This is a genomic window from Comamonas sp. w2-DMI, assembly GCF_040187735.1.
Lineage (GTDB): Bacteria > Pseudomonadota > Gammaproteobacteria > Burkholderiales > Burkholderiaceae_C > Comamonas > Comamonas terrae.
In genome coordinates, this window is sequence record NZ_JBANEL010000008.1 from 161617 (window position 1) to 182791 (window position 21175).

At 67.6% G+C, this 21175-nt stretch carries 20 protein-coding genes; 10 read left to right on the top strand and 10 right to left on the bottom strand.

The genetic code is table 11. The annotated features are described in order from the left end of the window. Positions 1 to 117: 117 nt before the first annotated feature. Positions 118 to 903, bottom strand: coding sequence for a MetQ/NlpA family ABC transporter substrate-binding protein (locus tag V8Z74_RS10920; RefSeq protein WP_349709279.1), 786 nt, complete (start codon positions 901 to 903; stop codon positions 118 to 120). 198 nt (positions 904 to 1101) lie between these two features. Here V8Z74_RS10920 and V8Z74_RS10925 point away from each other — a divergent pair, with 198 nt between their 5' ends. Further along, positions 1102 to 1338, top strand: a complete 237-nt coding sequence (locus tag V8Z74_RS10925; protein ID WP_349709280.1) for a DUF3820 family protein — start codon at positions 1102 to 1104, stop codon at positions 1336 to 1338. A 73-nt stretch (positions 1339 to 1411) separates the two neighbouring features. Here the strand turns inward: V8Z74_RS10925 and V8Z74_RS10930 are convergent, their stop codons facing one another. From V8Z74_RS10930 to mfd, 6 genes are all read right to left on the bottom strand, one after another. Continuing rightward, positions 1412 to 2827, bottom strand: a complete 1416-nt coding sequence (locus tag V8Z74_RS10930; protein ID WP_502879509.1) for an amidohydrolase — start codon at positions 2825 to 2827, stop codon at positions 1412 to 1414. Positions 2828 to 3010: 183 nt separating this feature from the next. Continuing rightward, positions 3011 to 3505: an ABC transporter substrate-binding protein gene (locus V8Z74_RS10935; protein WP_349709282.1), complete on the bottom strand. Its 495-nt coding sequence runs from the start codon at positions 3503 to 3505 to the stop codon at positions 3011 to 3013. Positions 3506 to 3876: 371 nt separating this feature from the next. Beyond that, positions 3877 to 4434 (bottom strand): NADPH-dependent FMN reductase, encoded by a 558-nt coding sequence (locus V8Z74_RS10940; protein WP_349709283.1) that lies wholly within the window; start codon positions 4432 to 4434, stop codon positions 3877 to 3879. 113 nt (positions 4435 to 4547) lie between these two features. Then, positions 4548 to 5261, bottom strand: coding sequence for a phosphoserine phosphatase SerB (serB, locus tag V8Z74_RS10945; protein ID WP_349709284.1), 714 nt, complete (start codon positions 5259 to 5261; stop codon positions 4548 to 4550). Between the two features lie 66 nt (positions 5262 to 5327). Further along, entirely contained in the window at positions 5328 to 5993 is a 666-nt protein-coding gene (locus V8Z74_RS10950; protein WP_349709285.1) for a hypothetical protein, read from the bottom strand. A gap of 4 nt (positions 5994 to 5997) precedes the next feature. Then, positions 5998 to 9501, bottom strand: a complete 3504-nt coding sequence (gene mfd / locus V8Z74_RS10955) for a transcription-repair coupling factor (RefSeq protein ID WP_066478913.1) — start codon at positions 9499 to 9501, stop codon at positions 5998 to 6000. Positions 9502 to 9615: 114 nt separating this feature from the next. On the opposite strand from mfd, the gene ispD reads away from it, so the two are divergent. Continuing rightward, positions 9616 to 10425 carry a 2-C-methyl-D-erythritol 4-phosphate cytidylyltransferase gene (gene ispD, locus V8Z74_RS10960; protein ID WP_349709286.1) on the top strand — a complete coding sequence of 270 codons (810 nt, stop codon included), beginning with the start codon at positions 9616 to 9618 and terminating at the stop codon, positions 10423 to 10425. 123 nt (positions 10426 to 10548) lie between these two features. Continuing rightward, positions 10549 to 11028, top strand: a complete 480-nt coding sequence (ispF, locus tag V8Z74_RS10965; protein WP_066478927.1) for a 2-C-methyl-D-erythritol 2,4-cyclodiphosphate synthase — start codon at positions 10549 to 10551, stop codon at positions 11026 to 11028. A 305-nt stretch (positions 11029 to 11333) separates the two neighbouring features. Here ispF and V8Z74_RS10970 read toward each other — a convergent pair whose 3' ends face one another. Both V8Z74_RS10970 and V8Z74_RS10975 read right to left on the bottom strand, forming a co-directional pair. Next, positions 11334 to 12281 carry a class I SAM-dependent methyltransferase gene (locus V8Z74_RS10970; RefSeq protein WP_349709316.1) on the bottom strand — a complete coding sequence of 316 codons (948 nt, stop codon included), beginning with the start codon at positions 12279 to 12281 and terminating at the stop codon, positions 11334 to 11336. Positions 12282 to 12456: 175 nt separating this feature from the next. Beyond that, positions 12457 to 12762: a hypothetical protein gene (locus V8Z74_RS10975; RefSeq protein WP_349709287.1), complete on the bottom strand. Its 306-nt coding sequence runs from the start codon at positions 12760 to 12762 to the stop codon at positions 12457 to 12459. A 110-nt stretch (positions 12763 to 12872) separates the two neighbouring features. Between V8Z74_RS10975 and V8Z74_RS10980 the strand changes: the two genes are divergently transcribed. The 5 genes from V8Z74_RS10980 to V8Z74_RS11000 all read left to right on the top strand — a co-directional run bounded on the left by V8Z74_RS10980 (position 12873) and on the right by V8Z74_RS11000 (position 17345). Next, the gene (locus V8Z74_RS10980; RefSeq protein WP_349709288.1) at positions 12873 to 13601 is read left to right on the top strand and encodes a methylated-DNA--[protein]-cysteine S-methyltransferase; all 729 of its coding nucleotides are present in this window, start codon (positions 12873 to 12875) and stop codon (positions 13599 to 13601) included. Between the two features lie 101 nt (positions 13602 to 13702). Further along, positions 13703 to 14494, top strand: a complete 792-nt coding sequence (locus V8Z74_RS10985; RefSeq protein WP_349709290.1) for an SDR family oxidoreductase — start codon at positions 13703 to 13705, stop codon at positions 14492 to 14494. A gap of 133 nt (positions 14495 to 14627) precedes the next feature. Further along, a complete protein-coding gene (locus V8Z74_RS10990; protein WP_349709292.1) occupies positions 14628 to 15059 on the top strand; it encodes a PaaI family thioesterase in 432 nt (143 codons plus the stop codon). Positions 15060 to 15243: 184 nt separating this feature from the next. Then, complete coding sequence (locus tag V8Z74_RS10995; protein ID WP_349709293.1) at positions 15244 to 16260, top strand: NADP-dependent oxidoreductase; 1017 nt, start codon at positions 15244 to 15246, stop codon at positions 16258 to 16260. Positions 16261 to 16430: 170 nt separating this feature from the next. Beyond that, a complete protein-coding gene (locus tag V8Z74_RS11000) occupies positions 16431 to 17345 on the top strand; it encodes an SDR family oxidoreductase (RefSeq protein WP_349709294.1) in 915 nt (304 codons plus the stop codon). A 149-nt stretch (positions 17346 to 17494) separates the two neighbouring features. On the opposite strand, the gene V8Z74_RS11005 is transcribed toward V8Z74_RS11000, so the two are convergent. Further along, positions 17495 to 18175 (bottom strand): Lcl C-terminal domain-containing protein, encoded by a 681-nt coding sequence (locus V8Z74_RS11005; RefSeq protein WP_349709295.1) that lies wholly within the window; start codon positions 18173 to 18175, stop codon positions 17495 to 17497. A 267-nt stretch (positions 18176 to 18442) separates the two neighbouring features. On the opposite strand from V8Z74_RS11005, the gene V8Z74_RS11010 reads away from it, so the two are divergent. Further along, the gene (locus V8Z74_RS11010; protein ID WP_349709297.1) at positions 18443 to 19684 is read left to right on the top strand and encodes a multidrug effflux MFS transporter; all 1242 of its coding nucleotides are present in this window, start codon (positions 18443 to 18445) and stop codon (positions 19682 to 19684) included. Then, positions 19681 to 21141 (top strand): MFS transporter, encoded by a 1461-nt coding sequence (locus V8Z74_RS11015; RefSeq protein ID WP_349709298.1) that lies wholly within the window; start codon positions 19681 to 19683, stop codon positions 21139 to 21141. Before V8Z74_RS11010 ends, V8Z74_RS11015 begins: the two co-directional genes overlap by 4 nt. Positions 21142 to 21175 lie beyond the last annotated feature (34 nt).

A 21175-nucleotide genomic window follows, 5' to 3' on the forward strand; every position in this document is an offset into this window, starting at 1 on the left:
CTTGCGGTTTTGAGTCGCAAGCCTTGCGGATACGGCGCAGTGCGCTATCGAAATGAAGAGTAAGACAAAAAAAACGCTGCCACCGGCAGCGTTTTTCTTTGAGGTGACGGCAGTCGCTCAGAACGCGGGGACCACGGCGCCCTTGTATTTTTCGAGGATGAATTTCTTCACATCGGGGGTATGCAGGGCATTCATCAGCTTGGCAATGTCGGCGCCGCCCGCGCGGTCCTTGCGGGCCACGACGATGTTGGTGTAGGGCGAGTCCGCGCCTTCGATGAACAGCGCATCCTTGGTGGGGTTGAGCTTGGCCTCGATGGCGTAGTTGGTGTTGATCAGCGCCAGGTCCACGTCGGCCAGGGCGCGCGGCAGCAGAGGCGCTTCCAGTTCCTTGAACTTGAGCTTCTTGGGGTTCTTGACGACGTCCAGCGGCGTGGGGGTCAGGCTCTTGGGGTCCTTGAGCTCGATCAGGCCCTGCTTGGCCAGCAGGATCAGGGCGCGGCCGCCGTTGGAGGGGTCGTTGGGGATGGCGATGGTGGCGCCGTCCTTCAGCTCCTTGAGATTCTTGATCTTGCTGGAGTAGGCGCCGAAGGGCTCCACATGCACCTTGCCGTCCGGCACGGCCACCAGCGAGGTCTTGCGGTCCTTGTTGAAGCTGTCCAGGTAGGGCTGGTGCTGGAAGAAGTTGGCGTCCAGCTGCTTGTCTTCCACCGCCGAGTTGGGCTGCACGTAATCGCTGAACTCCTTGACCTCCAGGTCGATGCCCTGGGCCTTGAGGGCGGGCTTGATGTGGTTGAGGATTTCAGCGTGGGGAACGGCAGTGGCACCGACCTTGAGCACTTCGCCGGCCTGGGCCGTCAAGGCCAGCGTGGCAATAGCGATGGCGGAAAGAGCTTGCTTGAACATGGATCTTCCAGACTTTCTTCAGCAGGTTGCAATGAATTTCCAGGGCCGTGAGGAGTGAGGCAACGCCTCGGGCACCGGTGTAACAAGACGCATAGTCTAGTGCGATTGGTGCGGGTGTACAGGACATTTTTCTTATTTGGTTATAAGAATGTCGCTTTTTATTCTTCATTGGCGGTCACCGACCTCTACCATGGCTGCATGAATCCTGAAATGCTGCAGCGCCTGGTGCAGGTGCAAATGCCCTATGGCAAATACAAGGGGCGCCTGATCGCCGACCTGCCCGGCAACTACCTGAACTGGTTCGCCCGCGAGGGCTTCCCCAAGGGCGAACTCGGGCAGCTGCTGGCCCTGATGCAGGAGCTGGACCATAACGGCCTGGCGCATCTGCTGGCGCCGCTGCGCAGGGCCGCCGGCCTGCCGCCGCCCCGGGGCTAGGGATACTCTGCATGCCTCGTCGCGCCGTCTACCGCTCGAGCCGTGCAGCGTACCTTTGGCGGCAGCCCGAAGTTCAGGAGCGCTGCGAAGCCAGCATGTAGTCCACGGCCATGTTCGACAATGCGCGCACGCCGTAGATCAGCGCCGACTCGTCCGCGTAGAACAGCGGCGAGTGGTTGTTGGGCGCGGTGTTCGGGTCCTTGTCCTTGGGCGTCACGCCCAGGTAGAAGAACATGCCGGGCGCTTCCTGCTGGTAGAACGAGAAGTCTTCCGAGGCCGAGGACTTGGGCTGCAGGCCGAAGTTGCCCGGGCCGGCCACGCGCTCCAGCGTGGGGCCCATTTTCGCGACCAGGCCGGGCGGGTTGACCACGGCGTTGTACAGCTCCACCACCTTGACCCTGGCCTTGGCGCCGGAGCTCTCGGCGATGTGCTCGGCCGTGGTGGCCAGGCGTTTGTGGATGTCCTTCTTCATGCCCTCGTCGTAGGTGCGGATGGTGCCGATCATCGAGACCTTGTCGGGGATGATGTTCATGCGGTTGCCGCCGTTGATGGCGCCCACCGTCACCACCGCGGGCTCCAGCGCGATATTGGACTGGCGGCTGATGATGCTCTGGATGCCGGTGATGATCTGGGCGCTGGCGACGATGGGATCGATGCCCGACCAGGGGCGCGCGCCGTGCGTCTGCTTGCCGGTCACGTCGATCCAGAACTGGTCGGCGGACGACATGGCCGGGCCCGGGCGCCAGGCGATCCAGCCCGCGGGATAGCTGCTGGACACATGCAGGCCGAAGACGGCATCGACCTTGGGGTTGGCCATCACGCCTTCCTTGACCATCTGCCTGGCGCCCCAGATCTTCTCGCCGTCGGGCTCGAAGTTGGCGGGCGACTCCTCGGCCGGCTGGAAGATGAACTTCACGCTGCCGGGCAGTTGGTCCTTCATGCCGGCCAGCACCTCGGCCGTGGCCATCAGCATGGCGGTGTGGGTGTCGTGGCCGCAGGCGTGCATCACGTCCACTTCCTTGCCCAGGTACATGCCCTTGGCCTTGGAGGCAAAGGGCAGGTCCACCTGCTCCTTGACCGGCAGGGCGTCCATGTCGGCGCGCAGCGCCACCACCGGACCGCTCTTGCCGCCCTTGAGCAGGCCGACCACCCCGGTCACGGCCACCCCGGTCTTGACCTCCATGCCCAGCTTGCGCAGGTGATCGGCCACCAGCGCGGCGGTGCGCGTCTCGAGGTTGCCCAGCTCGGGGTGCTGGTGGATGTCGCGGCGCCAGGCGATGAGTTTTTGCTCTATGGCCTTGGCGCGCTCGTCGATCTGGGCATGCAGGGCCTGGGCCTGCGGCGAGGAAGTGGCGGCGGGCGCAGCTGCGGCAGACGGCACGGCCTGCGCGTGCACGGCCATGCTGGCGGCCGACAGCGCGGCAGCCATGGCGCCGGCAAGCGCCAGCTTCCTGAAGCCAGGGCGGGAAAGAGGGGGCAAAGTCTGCATGCGGGTCTCCTTGTTCTGTATGAAAGCCAAAGATGCTAGCAAGGGCGTCAGCCTCGCCATGCCGCATCGGGGACTGGTTTCAAGGGGCAGGCCATGCCGAAACAGAACAGCCCCATGCGCGCGAGCGCGATGGGGCTGGTGAGCAGGGCGGCCGAGGCGGGCCGCCGCATGCAGGCGGGATGTTTACTTGGCTGCGGCGCGGGCGGCTTCCGCCTTGGCCTTGGCGGCATCGGCCTTGCGCTGCAGTTCGGCAGCTTCGGCCTCGGCGGCCTTGGCTTCGGCTTCCTTCTTGGCGGCAGCCTCCTTTTCCGAAGGCGTCATGGCACCCGCAATCGCACTGCCTGCCATGGTGCCCGCCACGGCACCCACGGCTGCCGCACCCATGGTGCCCATCATGCCGGGGCCCCTGGCCGCGGGTGCTGCAGCGGCGGCGGGGGCCGCAGCGGCTGCCGGTGCCGCAGTGGCTGGGACTGCGGGCTTGGCCGCGGCGGGGGCCACGGGAGCGGCCGGCTGGGCAGGCGCCTTGCCGATGGCTGCCGGACGCACGGACTTGCCGCCGCCCAGACGCTTGGCCTGGGCCAGCGAAGGCACGGTCAGCGAGGCGATCGCCAGGGCGATCACGGAGGCAGTGGCACGGTACGAAGTCTTCACTCGATTTTTTCCAATCATGATTGTCATATGCAGGTCCGCATGGCTGGCCGGCACGGCCAGGGGAATGCGGCGACAGCCGGGCTGCGCGAGCATGCCCTTGTGATGCATATGGGGTGGGAAGGGTGGTTTCCAAGACGCCGGGCGAAGGCTGCCTGCTGGCAGGGCCCGGGCTGGCGAAGCCGCTTGTTGTGGTGCGTTTTGTCGGCTGCAGCGCCATTGTAGAAAACGCAGCCGCAGCATTGCCCGGGATTCCCGTGTGCGCGGACTGTTTTTTGCCGGCGTGGCAAGGCCGCCGGCGCCCGGGCATGAAAAATCCCGCAGCCGGGGAGGGGGCGGGATCGGGTGGCGCGTGAGCAACGGCGGACCGCACGCGCAGGCCGCCGGGTCCCGGAGACGGATCAGTGTTTCTGGTGCAATTGCACCCAGGCCAGGAACTTGCTCATGTACTTGGCCAGGAACTCCTTGCTGGCCGGGCCGATGTTGCCCTCGGCATCGATCAGGCCGTCCTTCCACTGCACAAAGCCTTCGGGCTGCTGCATGGTGGGCATGTCCGCAAAGACGAAGATGTTGCGCAGGTGCTGCTGGGCCATGGAGGTGGCGGGACCGCCCGGCGAGGTGCCGATGATGGCCGCGGGAATGCCGGCCCAGGCCGAGTCCCCATAGGGGCGGCTGCCGCCGTCGATGGCGTTCTTGAGCACCGCGGGCACGGAGCGGTTGTGCTCGGGCGTGACGAACAGCAGGCCGTTGCAGCTGCGGATCTTCTGCTTGAAGTCCTGGAAGGGCTGGGAGGCGGGCGTTCCGTCGAAGTCGCGGTTGTAAAGGGGCAGGTGGGAGATGTCGAGGAACTCGAAATCCGCCTGGTCCTGTGCCAGCTTGACCAGACCTTGCGCCAGCTGGCGGTTGATCGATTGCTGGCTGTTGCTGCCGACGATGACGCCAATCTTCAACTTGCTCATTTCAGACACCTTTGCATGCATGGGAGTGGATGAAAGCCAGGACCAGTGTATTGCAGCCGGGCGGCACAGACGTGTCAGTTTGCACGACATCGTGCCGTGCTGCAGGCGGCTGCTTAGCGCAGGACTTCCAGCAGGCGGTCCAGCCCGCCTTCGTTGATGGAGACCTTGGCCTCGTTGCGCACGCGAGGCTTGGCGTGGTAGGCCACGGACAGGCCGGCGGCCTGCATCATGGGGATGTCGTTGCTGCCGTCCCCCACGGCAATGCACTGCGAGGGCGAGATGCCGATCAGCGAGGCGACTTCCAGCAGCGTGCGGCGCTTTTCGGCGCCGTCGCAGATGTCGCCCCAGGCCTGCTCGACCAGACCGCCGGTCAGCGCGCCATCCTTGACCTCGAGCACGTTGGCGCGCACGAAATCGATGCCCAGCATGCCGCGCACATGCTCGGCGAAATAGGTGAAGCCGCCCGAGACCAGCAGCACCTTCAGGCCCGCGGCCTGGGCCGCCTTGACAAGGGTTTCGGCGCCCGGCGAAAGCTTGAGGCGTTCGGCGCGCACGCGCTCCATGTCGGCCTCGGTCACGCCGACGAGCTTGCCCACGCGCTGGCGCAGGCTGTCCTTGAAGTCGGTGATCTCGCCGCGCATGGTGGCTTCGGTGATGGCGGCCACTTCCGCCTTCTTGCCCGTGGCGTCGGCGATCTCGTCGATGCACTCGATGGTGATCAGCGTCGAGTCCATGTCGAAGGCGATGAGCTTGTAGTCGGACAGTTTCTGCGGGGCGGTGATGCCGCGGATCATCAGTCCGGGGGCGAATTCGGTAGCGTCGGTCATGAAAGGCTCATCAAGAGGAAAGATCGGTTCGCATCATAGCCAGCGCGGGCGGCCTGCCAGGCAAATTCAGGCCTGCGGGGGCTGGCGCAGGTAGATGGCATCGGACCATGTCGCCATCCACTGCGGCCGGAAGACCACGAAGACCGCCGTCAGCATGCCCGTGGTCACGCCGTCGCCCCAGGCCATGAGCCAGCGCGCCAGCCGCGACAGGTCTTCGTTCACGCCGGGCAGCGCATGGCCGGCGGCCTGGCCCAGCAGCGTGGCTGCAAAGACGCTGAGCACCGTGCCCAGGAAGCCCCGCGCCAGGATGAAGACAAAGATGTTGTGCCAGCACCAGCGCCTGAGCATCGCGCCCCACAGCAGGGCCAGCGTGGCTGGCACCACGCCCTGCCAGACGGCCAGTCCCAGCGCGTCATCCCAGCCCAGGGCGGGAGAGAGCATATGCGCGAGGGCCGCCACCAGCAGCAGGGCGGGAATGGCCAGCGGCCAGCCCAGCATGAGCAGCACCATCGGCGCCGCCGACCATTGCAGTTGCAGCGGCATGCGGTGCAGCGTGGGCAGGGCCCAGACCCAGGGCAGCAGGACCAGCACGCCCAGCAGCGGCGTGACCAGCGGCGAGGCGACGGGATCGTCCTTGCCGCCGGGGCCGGGCCGGCTGTCCAGCATGCGCCAGGGGCGCAGCCACAGGGCTGTGGCCAGGGCGATGCAGGCGATGGCCGCTTCCGGGAACATGGCTTCAGCTGTGGGCCGGAGCGTCGGCCGAAGTCGAAGCCTTGAGCGGCTGGCCCAGGCTGCGCAGCACGTCGCGCACCATCTGCGCGCGGGCCTTGGGGTCTTCCAGGGCCTTTTCGATGCGCAGCTTCTCGTTGCCGGCCAGCTTGATGTGCCTGTTCTTCTGGATCAGCTGGATGATGTTCATCGGGTCGATGGGCGGCTGGGGCTTGAAGGTGATGTTGATCACGCCGGGCGCGGCATCCACCTTGACCACGCCATAGGGCTGGGACAGCACGCGCAGGCGGTGCACGTCGATCAGCGTCTGGGCCTGGGGCGGCAGCTTGCCGAAGCGGTCCACGATTTCCTCCAGCAGCGTGTCGATCTGGTCCGCCGTCCTGGCCGTGGCCAGCTTCTTGTAGAAGGACAGGCGCAGGTGCACGTCGCCGCAGTAGTCGTTGGGCAGCAGGGCCGGGGCGTGCAGATTGATGTCGGTGGAGGCGGACAGCGGCGCCAGCAGGTCGGGCTCCTTGCCGGCCTTGAGGCTGCGCACGGCCTCGGACAGCATCTCGTTGTAGAGCTGGAAACCCACCTCCATCATGTTGCCGCTCTGGTTCTCGCCCAGCACCTCGCCGGCGCCGCGGATCTCCAGGTCGTGCATGGCCAGGTAAAAGCCCGAGCCCAGTTCCTCCATCTGCTGGATGGCTTCCAGCCGCTGCTGGGCCTGCTTGGTCAGGCCGTCCAGGTCGGGCACCATCAGATAGGCATAGGCCTGGTGGTGGCTGCGGCCCACGCGCCCGCGCAGCTGGTGCAGCTGGGCCAGGCCGAACTTGTCGGCACGGCTGATGAGGATGGTGTTGGCGCTGGGCACGTCGATGCCGGTCTCGATGATGGTCGAGCACAGCAGGATGTTGTAGCGCTGGGCCACGAAGTCGCGCATCACCTTTTCCAGCTCGCGCTCGGGCATCTGGCCGTGGGCCACGGCGATGCGGGCCTCGGGCAGGATTTCCTCGAGCTTTTGCTTGCGGTTCTCTATGGTCTCGACCTCGTTGTGCAGGAAGTAGACCTGGCCGCCGCGCTTGAGCTCGCGCAGCACGGCCTCGCGGATCACGCCCGTGCCCTCGTTGCGCACAAAGGTCTTGATGGCCAGGCGGCGCTGCGGCGCCGTGGCGATGACGGACAGGTCGCGCAGGCCTTCGAGCGCCATGCCCATGGTGCGCGGGATCGGCGTGGCCGTGAGCGTGAGAACGTCCACCTCGGCGCGCATGGCCTTCATGGCCTCCTTGTGGCGCACGCCGAAGCGGTGCTCCTCGTCGATGATGAGCAGGCCCAGGTTCTTGAACTGGGTGGACTCGGACAGCAGCTTGTGCGTGCCCACCACGATGTCCACCGTGCCTTCGGCAATGCCCTTGACGGCGGCCGAAATCTCCTTGCCCGAACGGAAGCGCGAGACCTCGGCCACCTTGATCGGCCATTTGGAGAAACGGTCCACCAGGGTCTGGTAGTGCTGCTCGGCCAGCAGCGTGGTCGGAGCCAGGAAGGCCACCTGCTTGCCGCCCATGGCCGCCACGAAGGCCGCGCGCAGCGCGACCTCGGTCTTGCCGAAGCCCACGTCGCCGCAGACCAGCCGGTCCATGGGCCGGGGGCTGATCATGTCCTGTACCACGGCATGGATGGCCGCGCGCTGGTCGGCGGTCTCCTCGAAGCCGAAGTCGGCCACGAACTGCTCGTAGTCGGCCGCGGGAAAGCGGAAGGCATGGCCCTGGCGCGCGGCGCGGCGCGCGTAGATGTTGAGCAGCTCGGCGGCCGAGTCGCGCACCTGCTCGGCGGCCTTGCGCTTGGCCTTTTCCCACTGCGAGCCGCCCAGCTTGTGCAGCGGCGCATCCTCGGGCGAGACGCCGGTGTAGCGGCTGATGAGCTGCAGCTGGCTCACGGGCACGTAGAGCACGGCGTCGCTTGCGTACTCCAGGTGCAGGAACTCCTGCAGCGCGGGCGTGCCGTCGGGGTTCTTCTGGCCCATGTCCATGTTGACGAGGCCGCGGTAGCGGCCTATGCCGTGGTCGGCATGGACCACGGGGTCGCCCACCTTCAGCTCGGACAGGTCCTTGATCAGCGCCTCCACGTCGCTGACCTGCTCCTGGCGGCGCCGGCGGCGGCCCGTGGGCGCGGTGGCGAACAGCTCGGTCTCGGTGACGAAGTCCAGGCCTTCCTCGACCCAGGCGAAGCCATTCATCAGGCTGGAGGTGGCGATGCCGACCTTCTCCTGCGTATCAGCCTGGAACTCGGCCAGCGAGTCGAAGACCGGCGGATTCACGCCCGAGGCGCGGAAGAAGTCCAGCAGGCTTTCGCGCCGGCCGTCGGATTCGGCCAGGAGCAAGACCCGGTGCGCGCTGGATGCTATATGTTTCTGCAGCCTGGCCAGCGGGTCCTCGGCGCCGCGCATGACCGACAGGTCCTCGAGCTTCTGGAAGAGGGCGCTGTCCTGCACGTCCTCGGCGCCCGGGCGCAGGGCGAGCTGGGCATGCTCCCTGGAGCGGGTGTAGAACTGCTCGGCCGTGAGGAACAGCGCCTCGGGCGGCAGGGCCGGGTGGTCGGGATCGCCCTGCACCAGGCGGTAGCGGTCCCTGGTGTCCTGCCAAAAGCGCTGGAAGGCCGGTTCCAGCTCGCCGTGCAGCACCACGGTGGCGTCATCGCCCAGGTAGTCGAATACGGTGGCGGTCTCGTCGAAGAACAGCGGCAGGTAGTACTCGATGCCGGCCGTGGCAATGCCCTGGCCCATGTCCTTGTAGATGCGGCTGCGCGTGGGATCGCCCTCGAGCAGCTCGCGCCAGCGGCTGCGAAACTTGGCGCGCGCCTCCTCGTCCATGGGGAATTCGCGCCCCGGCAGCAGGCGCACCTCGGGCACGGGGTAGAGGCTGCGCTGGGTGTCGGGATCGAAGGTGCGGATGGAGTCGATCTCGTCGTCGAACAGGTCCACGCGGTAGGGCTGGGGCGAGCCCATGGGGAACAGGTCGATCAGGCCGCCGCGCACCGCGTATTCGCCATGGCTTACCACTTGCGATACATGCTGGTAGCCGGCCAGCGTGAGCTGGGCGCGCAGCCGGGCCTCGTCGAGCTTCTGGCCGGTCTTGAACTCGAAGGTGTAGCCCGCCAGGAAGGAGGGCGGCGCCAGCCGGTACAGCGCCGTGGTGGCGGGCACGACGACCACGTCGGCGCCGTGCTCGCGGTCGCGCTGGTTGATGCGCCACAGCGTGGCCAGGCGTTCGCTGATCAGGTCCTGGTGCGGCGAGAAGCTGTCGTAGGGCAGGGTCTCCCAGTCGGGAAACAGCGCGCAGCGCAGCCCGGGCGCGAAAAACGCCATCTCGTCGATCAGCCGCTGGGCATCCGCAGCGTCGGCCGTCACGATGGCCGTGACCCGCCCGGCGGCTTTCTCGCGTTCGCCCAGGCGAGCCAGCAACAGGGCGTCGGCGCTGCCGGTGGGGCGGGGCAAGGTGAAGCGTTTACCGGGAGTGAGCTTGGGCAGTTGCATGTTCAGATGAAGGCGCGGCAAGGTAGCGACAAAACCCCTCGGCGCAGGCAGAGGGGATGCGCCACATTCTACGCAGCCGTCTTTTGCGCATGGCAGACCCTAGAATTCGCTCCTATGACAGAGATGCAAGCGACAGCCCCGCGCCCGGTACGTCTATGGGCCCTGATTCCCTGCGCCGGCACGGGCACGCGGGCCGTGGCTGCCGGCGCACCGGCGCCGGAGCTGCCCAAGCAGTACCAGCCGGTGGCCGGCCAGCCCATGGTCATGCACACGCTGGCGGCCTTTGCCGCGGTCGCGCGCATCCATCACACCCTGCTGGTGATTGCCCCGGGCGACGGCTTCTGGAACGGCCGCGCGCCGGCTGCCCGCTGTTCGGTGGCGGCGTGCGGCGGCGCAAGCCGCGCGCAGACCGTGGGCAACGGCCTGCAGGCCCTGCTCGGGCGGGGCGCGAGCCTGCAGGACTGGGTGCTGGTGCACGATGCGGCGCGCTGCCTGGTGACGCCGCAGCTCATCGACGCACTGATCGATGCCTGCGAGCACGATGCCGTGGGCGGGCTGCTGGCCCACAAGCTGCCCGACACCCTCAAGACCGCGACCGTCGGGCCCGGCGGCGTGCGCGTGGCCGAGACCGTGGACCGCAGCGACAAATGGCTGGCGCAGACGCCGCAGATGTTCCGCATCGGCCCGCTGCAGCAGGCCCTGCACCAGGCCGGCGCCGAAGTGACCGACGAGGCCAGCGCCATGGAGGCTGCGGGCCTGCATCCGCGCCTGGTGCCGGGCGGGGCGCAGAATTTCAAGGTCACCTATCCCGACGATTTCGCGCTCGCCGCGGCCGTGCTGTCCCAGCGCCAGAACCAGGCCACTCTGGCGCGCTACAAGGGGCTGCGCGACCAGCCCCAGCCCCAGGGCAATCCATTTTTCTGATCAAAAAAGGAGCTGCTGGCGCTTGCGGTGCGTGGTTTTCAGATGGAAAACCATCTGAAAGCATTGAATGGCAGGCGCTGACAGCTACTTTGATTGACGGTCAACACGTTCCAAGGATTTGAGATGAATTTTCGTATTGGTGAAGGCTGGGATGTGCACGCGCTGGTGCCGGGCCGCAAGCTGATCCTGGGCGGCATCGAGGTGCCGCATACCCTGGGCCTGCTCGGCCATTCGGATGCCGACGTGCTGCTGCACGCCATCACCGACGCCTTGCTGGGCGCCGCGGCGCTGGGCGACATCGGCCGCCATTTCCCCGATACCGATGCGCAGTTCAAGGGCGCCGATTCCGTGGCGCTGCTGGCCGAGGCCGCCCGCCGCGTGCGCGCCACGGGACTGGAAATCGGCAATATCGACAGCACCATCGTGGCCCAGGCGCCCAAGCTGGCGCCTCATATCGACGCCATGCGCACTCGCATCGCCCAGGCCCTGGGGCTGGACGCGGGCCAGGTCAACGTCAAGGCCAAGACGGCCGAGAAAATGGGCCCGGTGGGCCAGCAGCAGGCCATGGAAGCGCGTGCCGTGGCCCTGCTGTACAAGGCCTGAAAAGCTTTCACGACGCGTTGCCGATCTCCGCGCGCCCCGACAGCGGCTTTGCGGGAGGGGCGGCCAGGCGCAGCACCGCAGCAACAGCCACGCTATCGCGAGGATTGGCGCGGCCGGCTAGGCAACGCCGCAGGCCGCCCCTCATCCGGGCGGCCGCCAAGCCACCGCCCCGCAGGGCTGGAGCGCCATCGGGCGATGTCTTCGCACTGTCTCTTGCCTGCACCCCGGTGCAAGCTGCGAACCATTGCTTTGAATTCATCCCGATGGCTCTCCAACGCGGCTGCGTAGAGACCGCAAACACGTTCTCAGGCCTGGGATAGCGCAGGCGCGCGGTAGACCAGCACCTTGAGGCTGCGCTCCTCGTCCACATCGGCAAACACGGGCGGGTTGGCCACGCGCTCCACCCATTGCAGCTCGGGTGCGAACTCCTGCATCTGGGCGGTGAGAAACCGGGTATCGAGTTCGGGCGCGTTCAGGCACAGCAGCACCTGGCCTTCGGGCAGCAGCAGATCGGGCAGGCGGCGCATCAGGCGGGCGTAGTCCTTGGTCGCCACGAAGCTGCCCTTCTGGTAGCTCGGAGGGTCCACGATGATGAGGTCGTAGGGGCCGCCGCGCGTGATCTTGCCCCAGCTGCTGAAGATGTCGTGGGCCGCAAAGCTGGCGCCGTTCTTGACGCCGTTGAGCTGGTGGTTCTGCTGGCCGATGGCCAGGGCGCCCTTGCTCATGTCCATGTTGAGCACCTGGCCCGCGCCCGCCAGCCGGGCCACGACGGAAAAGGCGCAGGTATAGGCAAAGAGGTTGAGCACCTTCATGCGCGCGGGGCGCGGATGGGCCTGCACCTGCCGGCGCACCCATTCGCGGCCGGCCGCCATGTCCAGGAACAGGCCGTGGTTCTGCCCGCGTGCCAGATGCACCAGATAGCGGGCGCCGTTTTCCGTGACCACATGGGGTTCGGGCACGGTGCCGGCCATGATGCGGATGTCGAACTTGCCGCCCACTTCGCGCGTCTGCAGCAGCCAGTTCAGCGGCTGGGCATCGGAGGCGATCCGGGCCCAGCGCGCGCGCAGGGCCTGGTCGACGGCGGCGACCGCCTGCTCGGCCAGCGGCTCGAAGCTGGTGAGCACGATGACCGGCGGGTAGGCATCCAGCGATAGCTGCTCGCAGCCCGGATGCCGGCCGCCACGCCCATGGAAGATGCGCCGGGCATCCGTGGGGTAGGGCATGGCGGCGATGGCATCGAGCAGGGGCTGCAGTGCTTGCATGGAAATACGGCTTTGGCGGTTCTGGTCAAAGCCGCCAAGTGTATGTCCGTGCAATGCCCTCCAAACGGGCGCGGTCCGGACCGCAGGCATCAGGCAAGAACCTGGACGGGCCGCGCCGCCGCGCAGCGCGGAGGTCGCCCCCATTGGGAGAAGGGCGCGAAGCGCCTCAGGGCGCCGCCTTCCTCACTTCGAAGAAGCAGGACTCGGTGCCGCCGATTCCCTGTAGCCCGGCTTCGGCTGCGGCGCGGGCAGCCTTCATCCAGCGCGTGAAGACCTGCTTGGCTTCCTCGGTGATTTCCTCCGGGGGCGTGTCCTCCAGCCTTTGCACGAGAGACAGGGCTTGTGTCACTTCGGCCTCGCCGCCGAACTGGCGGGCCAGCACACGGGCATAGCGGGCCTCGGCCTGCTGGCGCTTGTCTTCGGGCAGCTCGGGGTAGTCGCAAAGCGTGACGGTGAAAATGGCTTCTTGCATGTCCTTGGGTTCACTGTGTTGAGACTGTGTAAATATACAGCAAACAACTGTTGTTGCATCCAGTGTTTTTGCCATGGCATGCTTTCCACCTCCACCTGCTGTTGCTGCCCATGTCCGAGCCCTCGCTTTTTCCCGTCTGCGGCCATGCCGTGTTTGCCACGCGCATCGGCCTGTGCGCGCTGGCCTGGCGCGATGCGCGCATTGCGGCCGTGCAGTTGCCCGAGGGCGCGGCCGAGCCGACGCGCGCCCGCCTGCTGCGGGGCTTGCGCCAGCGCTGGCCCGGCGTGGCGGACGGGCAATGGACGGCGGTGGATGATGCTGGCGCCTTGCCGTCCGTGGCCCTGCAAGCGGTGGCCGGCGTCCAGGTCCTGATGGCGGGCCATGGGGCGTTCCATGCACAGGAGCACGAGGCGGACGGCGTGCTGCCCGATCTGCGCTCTGCCTTCCAGCCTGCCGGTGCCGTGGGAGGCGGCGTGCCGGGCGTCGATACGCCGGGTGCCGGTGCGCTGCCCATGCTGGGCGAAATCGAGCTGGACTGGCATGGCGTCTCCGACTTTCACCGCCAGGTCTATGAATGGGCGCGTGGCATTGCGCCCGGGCGCACCGTCACCTATGGAGAAGTGGCCAGTGCGTTGGGCGATGCCGCCCTGGCGCGCGCCGTGGGCCAGGCACTGGGCGCCAATCCGTTCGCGCCCATCGTGCCCTGCCACCGGGTACTGGCCGCCGGGGGGCGGCCGGGCGGTTTTTCGGGCGGCCAGGGGCCGTTGACCAAGCTGCGCATGCTGGAGCTGGAAGGGGCCGCTTGGGGCGGTTCGCGCTCGCTGTTCGAAGGCCTCTGAAGAGAGGGTGGCCGGCTCGACACGCAGGTGACAACGCGGCGCATGCGCCGCCTGCAAAATGGCCGGCAGATTTTTTGCATGGAATCCAAGGAGACAAGCGCATGACACGCAAGGTGCAGCAACTTTTTGATCTGACGGGCAAGACCGCCTTGGTGACCGGCGGCTCGCGCGGCCTGGGCCTGCAGATGGCCCATGCCCTGGGCGAGGCCGGGGCCCGCATTCTGCTGACGTCGCGCAAGGCGGCCGATCTGCAGGAGGCGGCGGCCGAGCTCAAGGCCGCGGGCATCGAGGCCGACTGGATCGCGGCCGACTGCGCCGACGAGGCCGACATCGCGCGCCTGGCCAAGGAGGCCGTGCAGCGCCTGGGCCATGTGGACATCCTGGTCAACAACGCGGGCGCCAGCTGGGGCGCGCCGGCCGAAGACCATCCGACGGCGGCCTGGGACAAGGTGATGAACCTCAATGTGCGCGGCTACTTCCTGCTGAGCCAGCAGATCGCGCGGCTGAGCATGATCCCGCGCGGCAGCGGCCGCATCATCAACCTGGCCTCCATCGCGGCGCTGGGCGGCAATCCCGTCGGCATGAAGACCATTGCCTACAACACCTCCAAGGGGGCCGTGCTCAACTTCACGCGGGCGCTGGCCGGCGAGTGGGGCGTGCACGGCATCACCGTCAACGCGATCTGCCCGGGCTTCTTCAAGACCAAGATGGCGGCCGTGCTGATCGAGACCCTGGGCGAGGACGAAATGAAGTCGCATGCGCCGCTGCGCCGCCTGGGCGACGACGAGGATCTCAAGGGCATCACGCTGCTGTACGCCAGCGACGCGGGCAAGCACATCACGGGCCAGTGGATGGCCGTCGACGGCGGCGTGAGCGCCCTGGTCGGCGGCTGAGCGCGGCAGCAAACCACCACGGCTTACGCAGATCAGTTCCGGGCGCGGGCCTTGCCTCGGGAAAAACATTCAGGCACCTCCTGGCTTGCGTAAGTCCTCACAATATTCATCCATCACCCTGGAAAGGTCGCACGTGCCGTCTTTTGGAGCAGAAATTCCCTTTGTGCATGAGTTGGGCTTCACGCTCCGGAAAATGGAAGGCGGCCAGTCCGAGCTGCACTACACGGCCCGGCCGGAGCACCTGAATTCCTTTGGCGTGACCCATGGCGGCGCATCCATGACGCTACTGGACGTGACCATGGCCGTGGCCGCGCGCAGCGTGCAGGCGGACATGGGCGTGGTGACGGTGGAGATGAAGACTTCGTTCATGCAGCCTGCCCGCGGCGCCCTGGTCGCCCGGGGCCGGCTGCTGCACCGCACGAGCCAGATGGCCTTCACCGAAGGCCATATCTACGATGCCGAAGGCAGGCTGTGCGCCCATGCCACGGGCACCTTCAAGTACATGCGCCGCAAGAGCGCGCCGGATGCCGGCGGTGCGGGCGAAACGGTCCTGGTGACCGATTGACTCTTTAGAAACGGTAGCGGCCAGCGCACGAAATGCCTTGCTTTCAAGGCGATGGAGCATTGAAAGCTCCGAACAGCGAGCGCTGGCCGCTATCAAAAAATCAGCCTGCGGCGATGAGGCATGGTCATCTCCGCAGCCCTTGCAAGGCGCTGCACTGCGCTGCCAATACTCCAGGAGATATGCCATGACCGCGAACCAGCAGATTACTTTGGACAACCGCCCCCAGGGCGAAGCCGTGGAGAGCAACTTCAAGCTGGTGCAGGGCACGGTGCCCGCACTGCAGGACGGGCAGGTGCTGGTGCGCCACCACTACCTGAGCCTGGACCCCTACATGCGCGGCCGCATGAACGATGCCAAGAGCTATGCGGCACCCCAGCCCCTGGGCGAAGTCATGCAGGGTGGCACCGTGGGCGAGGTGGTGGACAGCCGCCACCCCAAGTACCAGGCCGGCGACAAGGTGGTCGGCATGGGCGGCTGGCAGGAGTATTCGGTGGTCGACGGCAACGCGCCGGGCGCGCTGCGCAAGGTCGATACCACGCACGTGCCGCTGTCCTACTACCTGGGCGCCGTGGGCATGCCCGGCGTGACCGCCTGGTACGGCCTGGTGAAGATCATCAACCCCAAGGCCGGCGAGACCGTGGTGGTCAGCGCCGCCACGGGGGCCGTGGGCAGCGCGTTTGCGGCACTGGCCAAGGCGCGCGGCTGCCGCGTGGTGGGCATCGCGGGTGGCCCCGACAAGTGCCGCTACGCGACCGAGGAGCTGGGCTTCGACGCCTGTATCGACTACCGCGAGCATCCCGACCTCAAGAGCATGGCCAGGGCCTTGAAGGAGGCCTGCCCCGACGGCATCGACGGCTATTTCGAGAACGTGGGCGGCTACATCTTCGATGCCGTGCTGCTGCGCACCAACGCCTTTGCGCGCGTGGCCCTGTGCGGCATGATCGCCGGCTACGACGGCCAGCCGCTGCCGCTGGCCAATCCCGCGCTGATCCTGGTCAACCGGCTCAAGATCGAAGGCTTCATCGTCAGCGAGCACATGGAGGTCTGGGGCGAGGCGTTGGCCGAGCTGGCCGGCCTGGTCGCCGCCGGCAAGCTGCGTCCGCGCGAAACCATCTCCGAAGGCCTGGCCTCGGCACCCTCGGCCTTCCTGGGGCTGCTCAAGGGCAAGAACTTCGGCAAGCAGCTCGTGAAACTGGTCTGACCCCCTGAGCCCCCGACGCGGCTTCGCCCTTGAAGGAGGCGACATCCCCGGTGCGGGGAGGCTCTCGCCCGGTGTCTCCGGGCGAGGCGGCACCTGCATCAGGGGAGAGGGCCGTGTCCAGGCCGGGGTAACAGCCAAATCCAACCACAACAACCCCAGGAGACAAGGGAATGATCAAGAATTTCGCAGGCAAGACGGCGGTGCTGACCGGCGCGGGCTCGGGCTTCGGGCTGGAGTGCGCGCGCATAGGCGCGGCGCGGGGCATGAACCTGGTGCTCGTCGATGTGCAGCAGGAGGCGCTGGACAAGGCCGAGGCCGAGATGAAGGCCGCGGGCGCCAAGGTGCTGGCGCGGCGGGTCGACGTTTCGGATGCCGCGCAGATGGAGGCCCTGGCCGTCGAGGTCAAGGCCACCTTCGGTGCGCCGCACTTCGTGTTCAACAACGCCGGCGTGGGTGCGGGCGGCCTGGTCTGGGAAAACTCCGTGGCCGACTGGCAATGGGTGCTGGGCGTCAACCTCTGGGGCGTGATCCATGGCGTGCGCCTGTTCACGCCCATGATGCTGGAGGCCGCCAAGGCCGACCCGTCATTCGAGGGCCATATCGTCAACACGGCCAGCATGGCGGGCCTGCTCACGCCGCCCAACATGGGCATCTACAACGTGAGCAAGCACGCGGTGGTGAGCCTGACCGAGACGCTGTACCAGGACCTGGCCCTGGTGTCCGACCAGATCAGCGCCAGCGTGCTGTGCCCGTTCTTCGTGGCCACGGGCATCAGCCACAGCGAGCGCAACCGCCCGGCCCACCTCGCGGCCCAGCCGCTGACGGCCAGCCAGAAGATCGGCCAGGCCATGACCGACAAGGCCGTGGGCTCGGGCAAGGTGACGGCGCCCGATGTGGCGCAGAAGGTGTTCGACGCCATTGCCGCCAACCAGTTCTACATCTACAGCCACCCCCATGCGCTGGGCTCGGTGCAGGTGCGGCTGGAGGACGTGGTGCAGGGCCGCAACCCCACCGATCCGTTCGCCCACAAGCCCGAGCTGGGCGCCAGCCTCAAGGCCTCGTTGAGAGGAGCAGCCGCCTCCTGAAGCGCTGCGCGCCTTCATCCTGGAAGGGGGCGGCATCGCCGCTGCGGGGCGGTGCGGCCGGCCCGGGACCTTGCTCCATGTCCCTGGCTCGGCCCATGCCGGCTTGGCGGCACCTGGGCGGCGCGGGCGCCACCCGCAGCGGAGGCCGGTCAGGGCCGGGGCAGGTCCGCGTCCTGCATGGGACGCACCAGCCGCACCATGAGCTGGTTGCCGCGGCCCATGTCCGGGGCGGTTTCCAGCGTGTCCAGGTTGATGGCCCAGGCCTGCTGCGCGGCCAGCTGGGAGATCGGGCTCTGGCCCGAGATCTGGCTGTAGTTGTACGGGTTGGAAGGGCGCGCATTGACGGCTGCCGAGCCCGTCCAGTGCCAGCCGCGCGGCGCATCCGGGAACAGGACGGGATGCAGTCCCTGGGGGCGCACGCTGCGGTCTATCAGGCGGCGCATCTCGTTCACGCGCGGCATGCGCCAGCGCACATCGCCAGTGCGGCTTTGCTCCTGGGCCCGGGCCTGGGCCTGCTTGTAGGTCAGCAGGTCGGGCAGGCCCTGGCAATGCTGCCCGTCCCATTGCATGCCTTCCACGCAGCGCGGCCAGGCCAGGCGCGCGCGCATGTCCAGCACGAAGCGGCCATCCTGGGAGAGCTGGAATGCGGGCGGGGCGGTTTCCGCCTGGCTCGTCGCTGCCGCTGCGGGTTCTTGGGTGTCGGTGGCTGGGCTGGCCCATACCGGCATGGCCTGAAGACCGGCCAGGGCCAGCAGGACGGCGGCTTGGCGAAAAGGGCGGGGCAGTGAGGAGGCAAGGCTTGTGACGGGCATGGCAGGCATGGCAGGCATGGCAGAGGCGGCGAAGCGAAGTGAAGGGCGGCGTTCGCAAAAGCCATGGCAAAAGCGATGGCGAATGGTGGCCGCATTGAACGATTGTGTGGGACTTTTGCACAGGACATGGCTGTGATCAGCAAGGCGATTGCCCTGCAATTGGACGCTTGGGCCGCGCAGATGCCGGTTTGCCTGCGCCTCCATCGCCATATGTGCAGGCCGGATGGCCGCTCAAAGCCAGCGCCGCAAGCGTGCAACGGCACAAGCCGCGACAATGCAGGCTCTATGCAAGCGACTGTTTCTCTGCGCCTGGTGTTGATCCTCGGGCTTTTGTCGGCCATCGGGCCTTTTGCCATCGATATGTATCTGCCTGCCTTGCCCCAGATCGGCGCAAGCCTGGGCGCGCAGGTGGGGGCCGTGCAGGCCAGCCTCACGGCGTTCTTTCTTTCCGTGGGCGTGGGCCAACTGCTCTACGGGCCGGTTTCGGACATGCTGGGGCGCAAGCTGCCGCTGTACTTCGGCCTGCTGGTGTTCGCGCTGGCCAGCGTCGGCTGTGCGCTGGCCACCAGCATCGACACGCTGATCGTGCTGCGCTTCATCCAGGGTCTGGGCGCCGCGGCCTGCATGGTCGTGCCGCGCGCCGTGGTGCGGGATCTGCACACCGGCCACGCGGCGGCGCGCATGATGTCGCTTCTGATGCTGGTGTTCAGCGTGTCTCCCATCCTGGCGCCGCTGGCCGGCAGCGGAGTGATTGCCGTCAGCAGCTGGCGCGGCGTGTTCTGGGTCGTCATGGCCGCGGCCGTGCTGGGCCTGCTGCTGGTGTGGCGCGGCGTGGAGGAGACCCGCGGCGCCGAGGCCCGGCTGGACAGCAGCCTGTCAGGCGCCATCAAGGCCTACGGCGTGCTGATGCGCGACTGGCATTACCTGGGACTGGTGTTCATAGGCGGTTGCGCCATGGCGGGCTTTTTCGTCTACCTGGCCGGCTCGCCCTTTGTGCTCATCAACCACTACGGCCTGTCGTCCACCCAATACAGCATGGCGTTTGCGCTCAACGCCATTGCCTTCATCGGGGCGGCCCAGTTCACGGGTCGGCTGGGCCAGCGCTTTGGCCTGGTGCCGGTGGTCAAGGTGGCGGCCACGGCCTCGGGCGTGGTCATGGCGTCGCTGCTGGTCTATTACCTGCTGGGGGGCGAGCGGCTGGCGGTGCTGGTCGGCCTGTATTTCGTGGCCAGCGCGCTGATGGGGCTGGTGATTCCCACGACCTCGGTGCTGGCGCTGGAGGAGCATGGCGCCATTGCCGGCACGGCCTCGGCCTTGCTGGGCACGCTGCAGATGCTCACGGGCGCTGCGGCCATGCAGATCGTGGGCCATTTCTCCAACGGCAAGCCGCTGCCCATGGTGGTGGGCATGGCCGCGGGCGCCCTGCTTGGCGTGGCGCTGACCTGGCTCACGCTGGGCGGCGCGCAGGCGCGGTATGCCCATGCCACGGCCGGCCATGGGGCCGATCCGAAAGGACCGCAGCAATGACGGCCGCCATGCAGGCCCCGGACGGGCGCGACATGGGCGGCGCAGCGGTGGCCGACGGCATGCCTGCGGGTCCGCGCGGCAAGGCCATGCTGGTCATCGTGCTGGGCCTGATCCTGGCGGTGCTGGACAGCAGCATCGTCAATCTGGCCCTGCCGGCCATCGCGCGGGAGCTGCAGGCCAGCTCGGCCCACACGCTGTGGGTGGTGAATGCCTACCAGCTGGCCAGCCTGGTGCTGCTGCTGCCGCTGGCGGCGCTGGGCGAGCGGCTGGGCTACCGCCGCGTGTATCTGGTGGGCATGGCCGTGTTCATCGTGGCCTCGCTGGGCGCCATGCTGGCCGATTCGCTGGCCACGCTGATCGCGGCGCGCACCTTCCAGGGCGTGGGCGCGGCCGGCATCATGAGCGTGAATGCCGCCATGGTGCGCCTGATCTATCCGCGCGCCATGCTGGGCCGCGGCATGGCCATCAATTCCCTGGTCGTGGCCACGTCCTCGCTGGCCGGACCTTCGGTGGCGGCGGCCATTCTGTCGGTGGCCCACTGGCACTGGCTGTTCGCCATCAATCTGCCGCTGGGCCTGTTCACCTGGTGGCTGGGGCGCACGGCCCTGCCCGTGAATCCGGTGCGCAACACCGCGCACGAGGCGATTGCGCCGCTGGATGTGTTGCTCAACATCCTGATGTTTGCACTGCTGTTCCTGGGCGGAGAACAGCTGGGGGCGCGTGCCGGCGGCGGCGTCCATGCCGCAGCTTCGGCCCTGCCTTCGGGCTGGTGGCTGCTGGGCGCGGGCCTGGTGGTGGCCGTGTTCTACATCCGCCGGCAACTGGGCAAGACCGCACCGCTGTTTCCGGTGGACCTGCTGCGCATTCCCGTGTTCGCGCTGTCCATGTGCGGCTCGGTCAGCGCGTTCTGCGCCCAGATGCTGGCCTATCTGGCGTTGCCGTTCCTGCTGCTTGAATCGCGCGGCCTGTCGCCCATGGAGGCCGGCCTGCTGATCACGGCCTGGCCGCTGGCCACCATGATCACGGCGCCGGTTGCCGGCCGCCTGATCGGCAGGTATCCCGATGGCCTGCTGGGCGGCATAGGCATGGCCATGTTTGCCTGCGGGCTCTGGCTGCTGGCCGCCATGCCAGAGGCCACGGCCGGCTGGGACATGGTCTGGCGCATGGCCCTGGCGGGCTCGGGCTTTGCGCTGTACCAGTCGCCCAACAACCACACCATCGTGACTTCGGCGCCGCTGGCGCGCAGCGGGGCGGCCAGCGGCATGTTGGGCTCGGCGCGGCTGACGGGGCAGACCCTGGGCGCCGTGGTGCTGGGCACCATTTTCACGCTCACAGGCGGCCATGGCGGGCATGCGGAAACGCTGGCCCTGGCCGTTGCGGGCTTTTTTGCCGCGCTGGCCGGCGTGTTCAGCACCTTGCGCGTGAGTCGCGCGGCCTCCGCGGGGCATGGCGGCTGAGCGGCTGCGCGCATTCTACAAGGGGCGGTGGCTT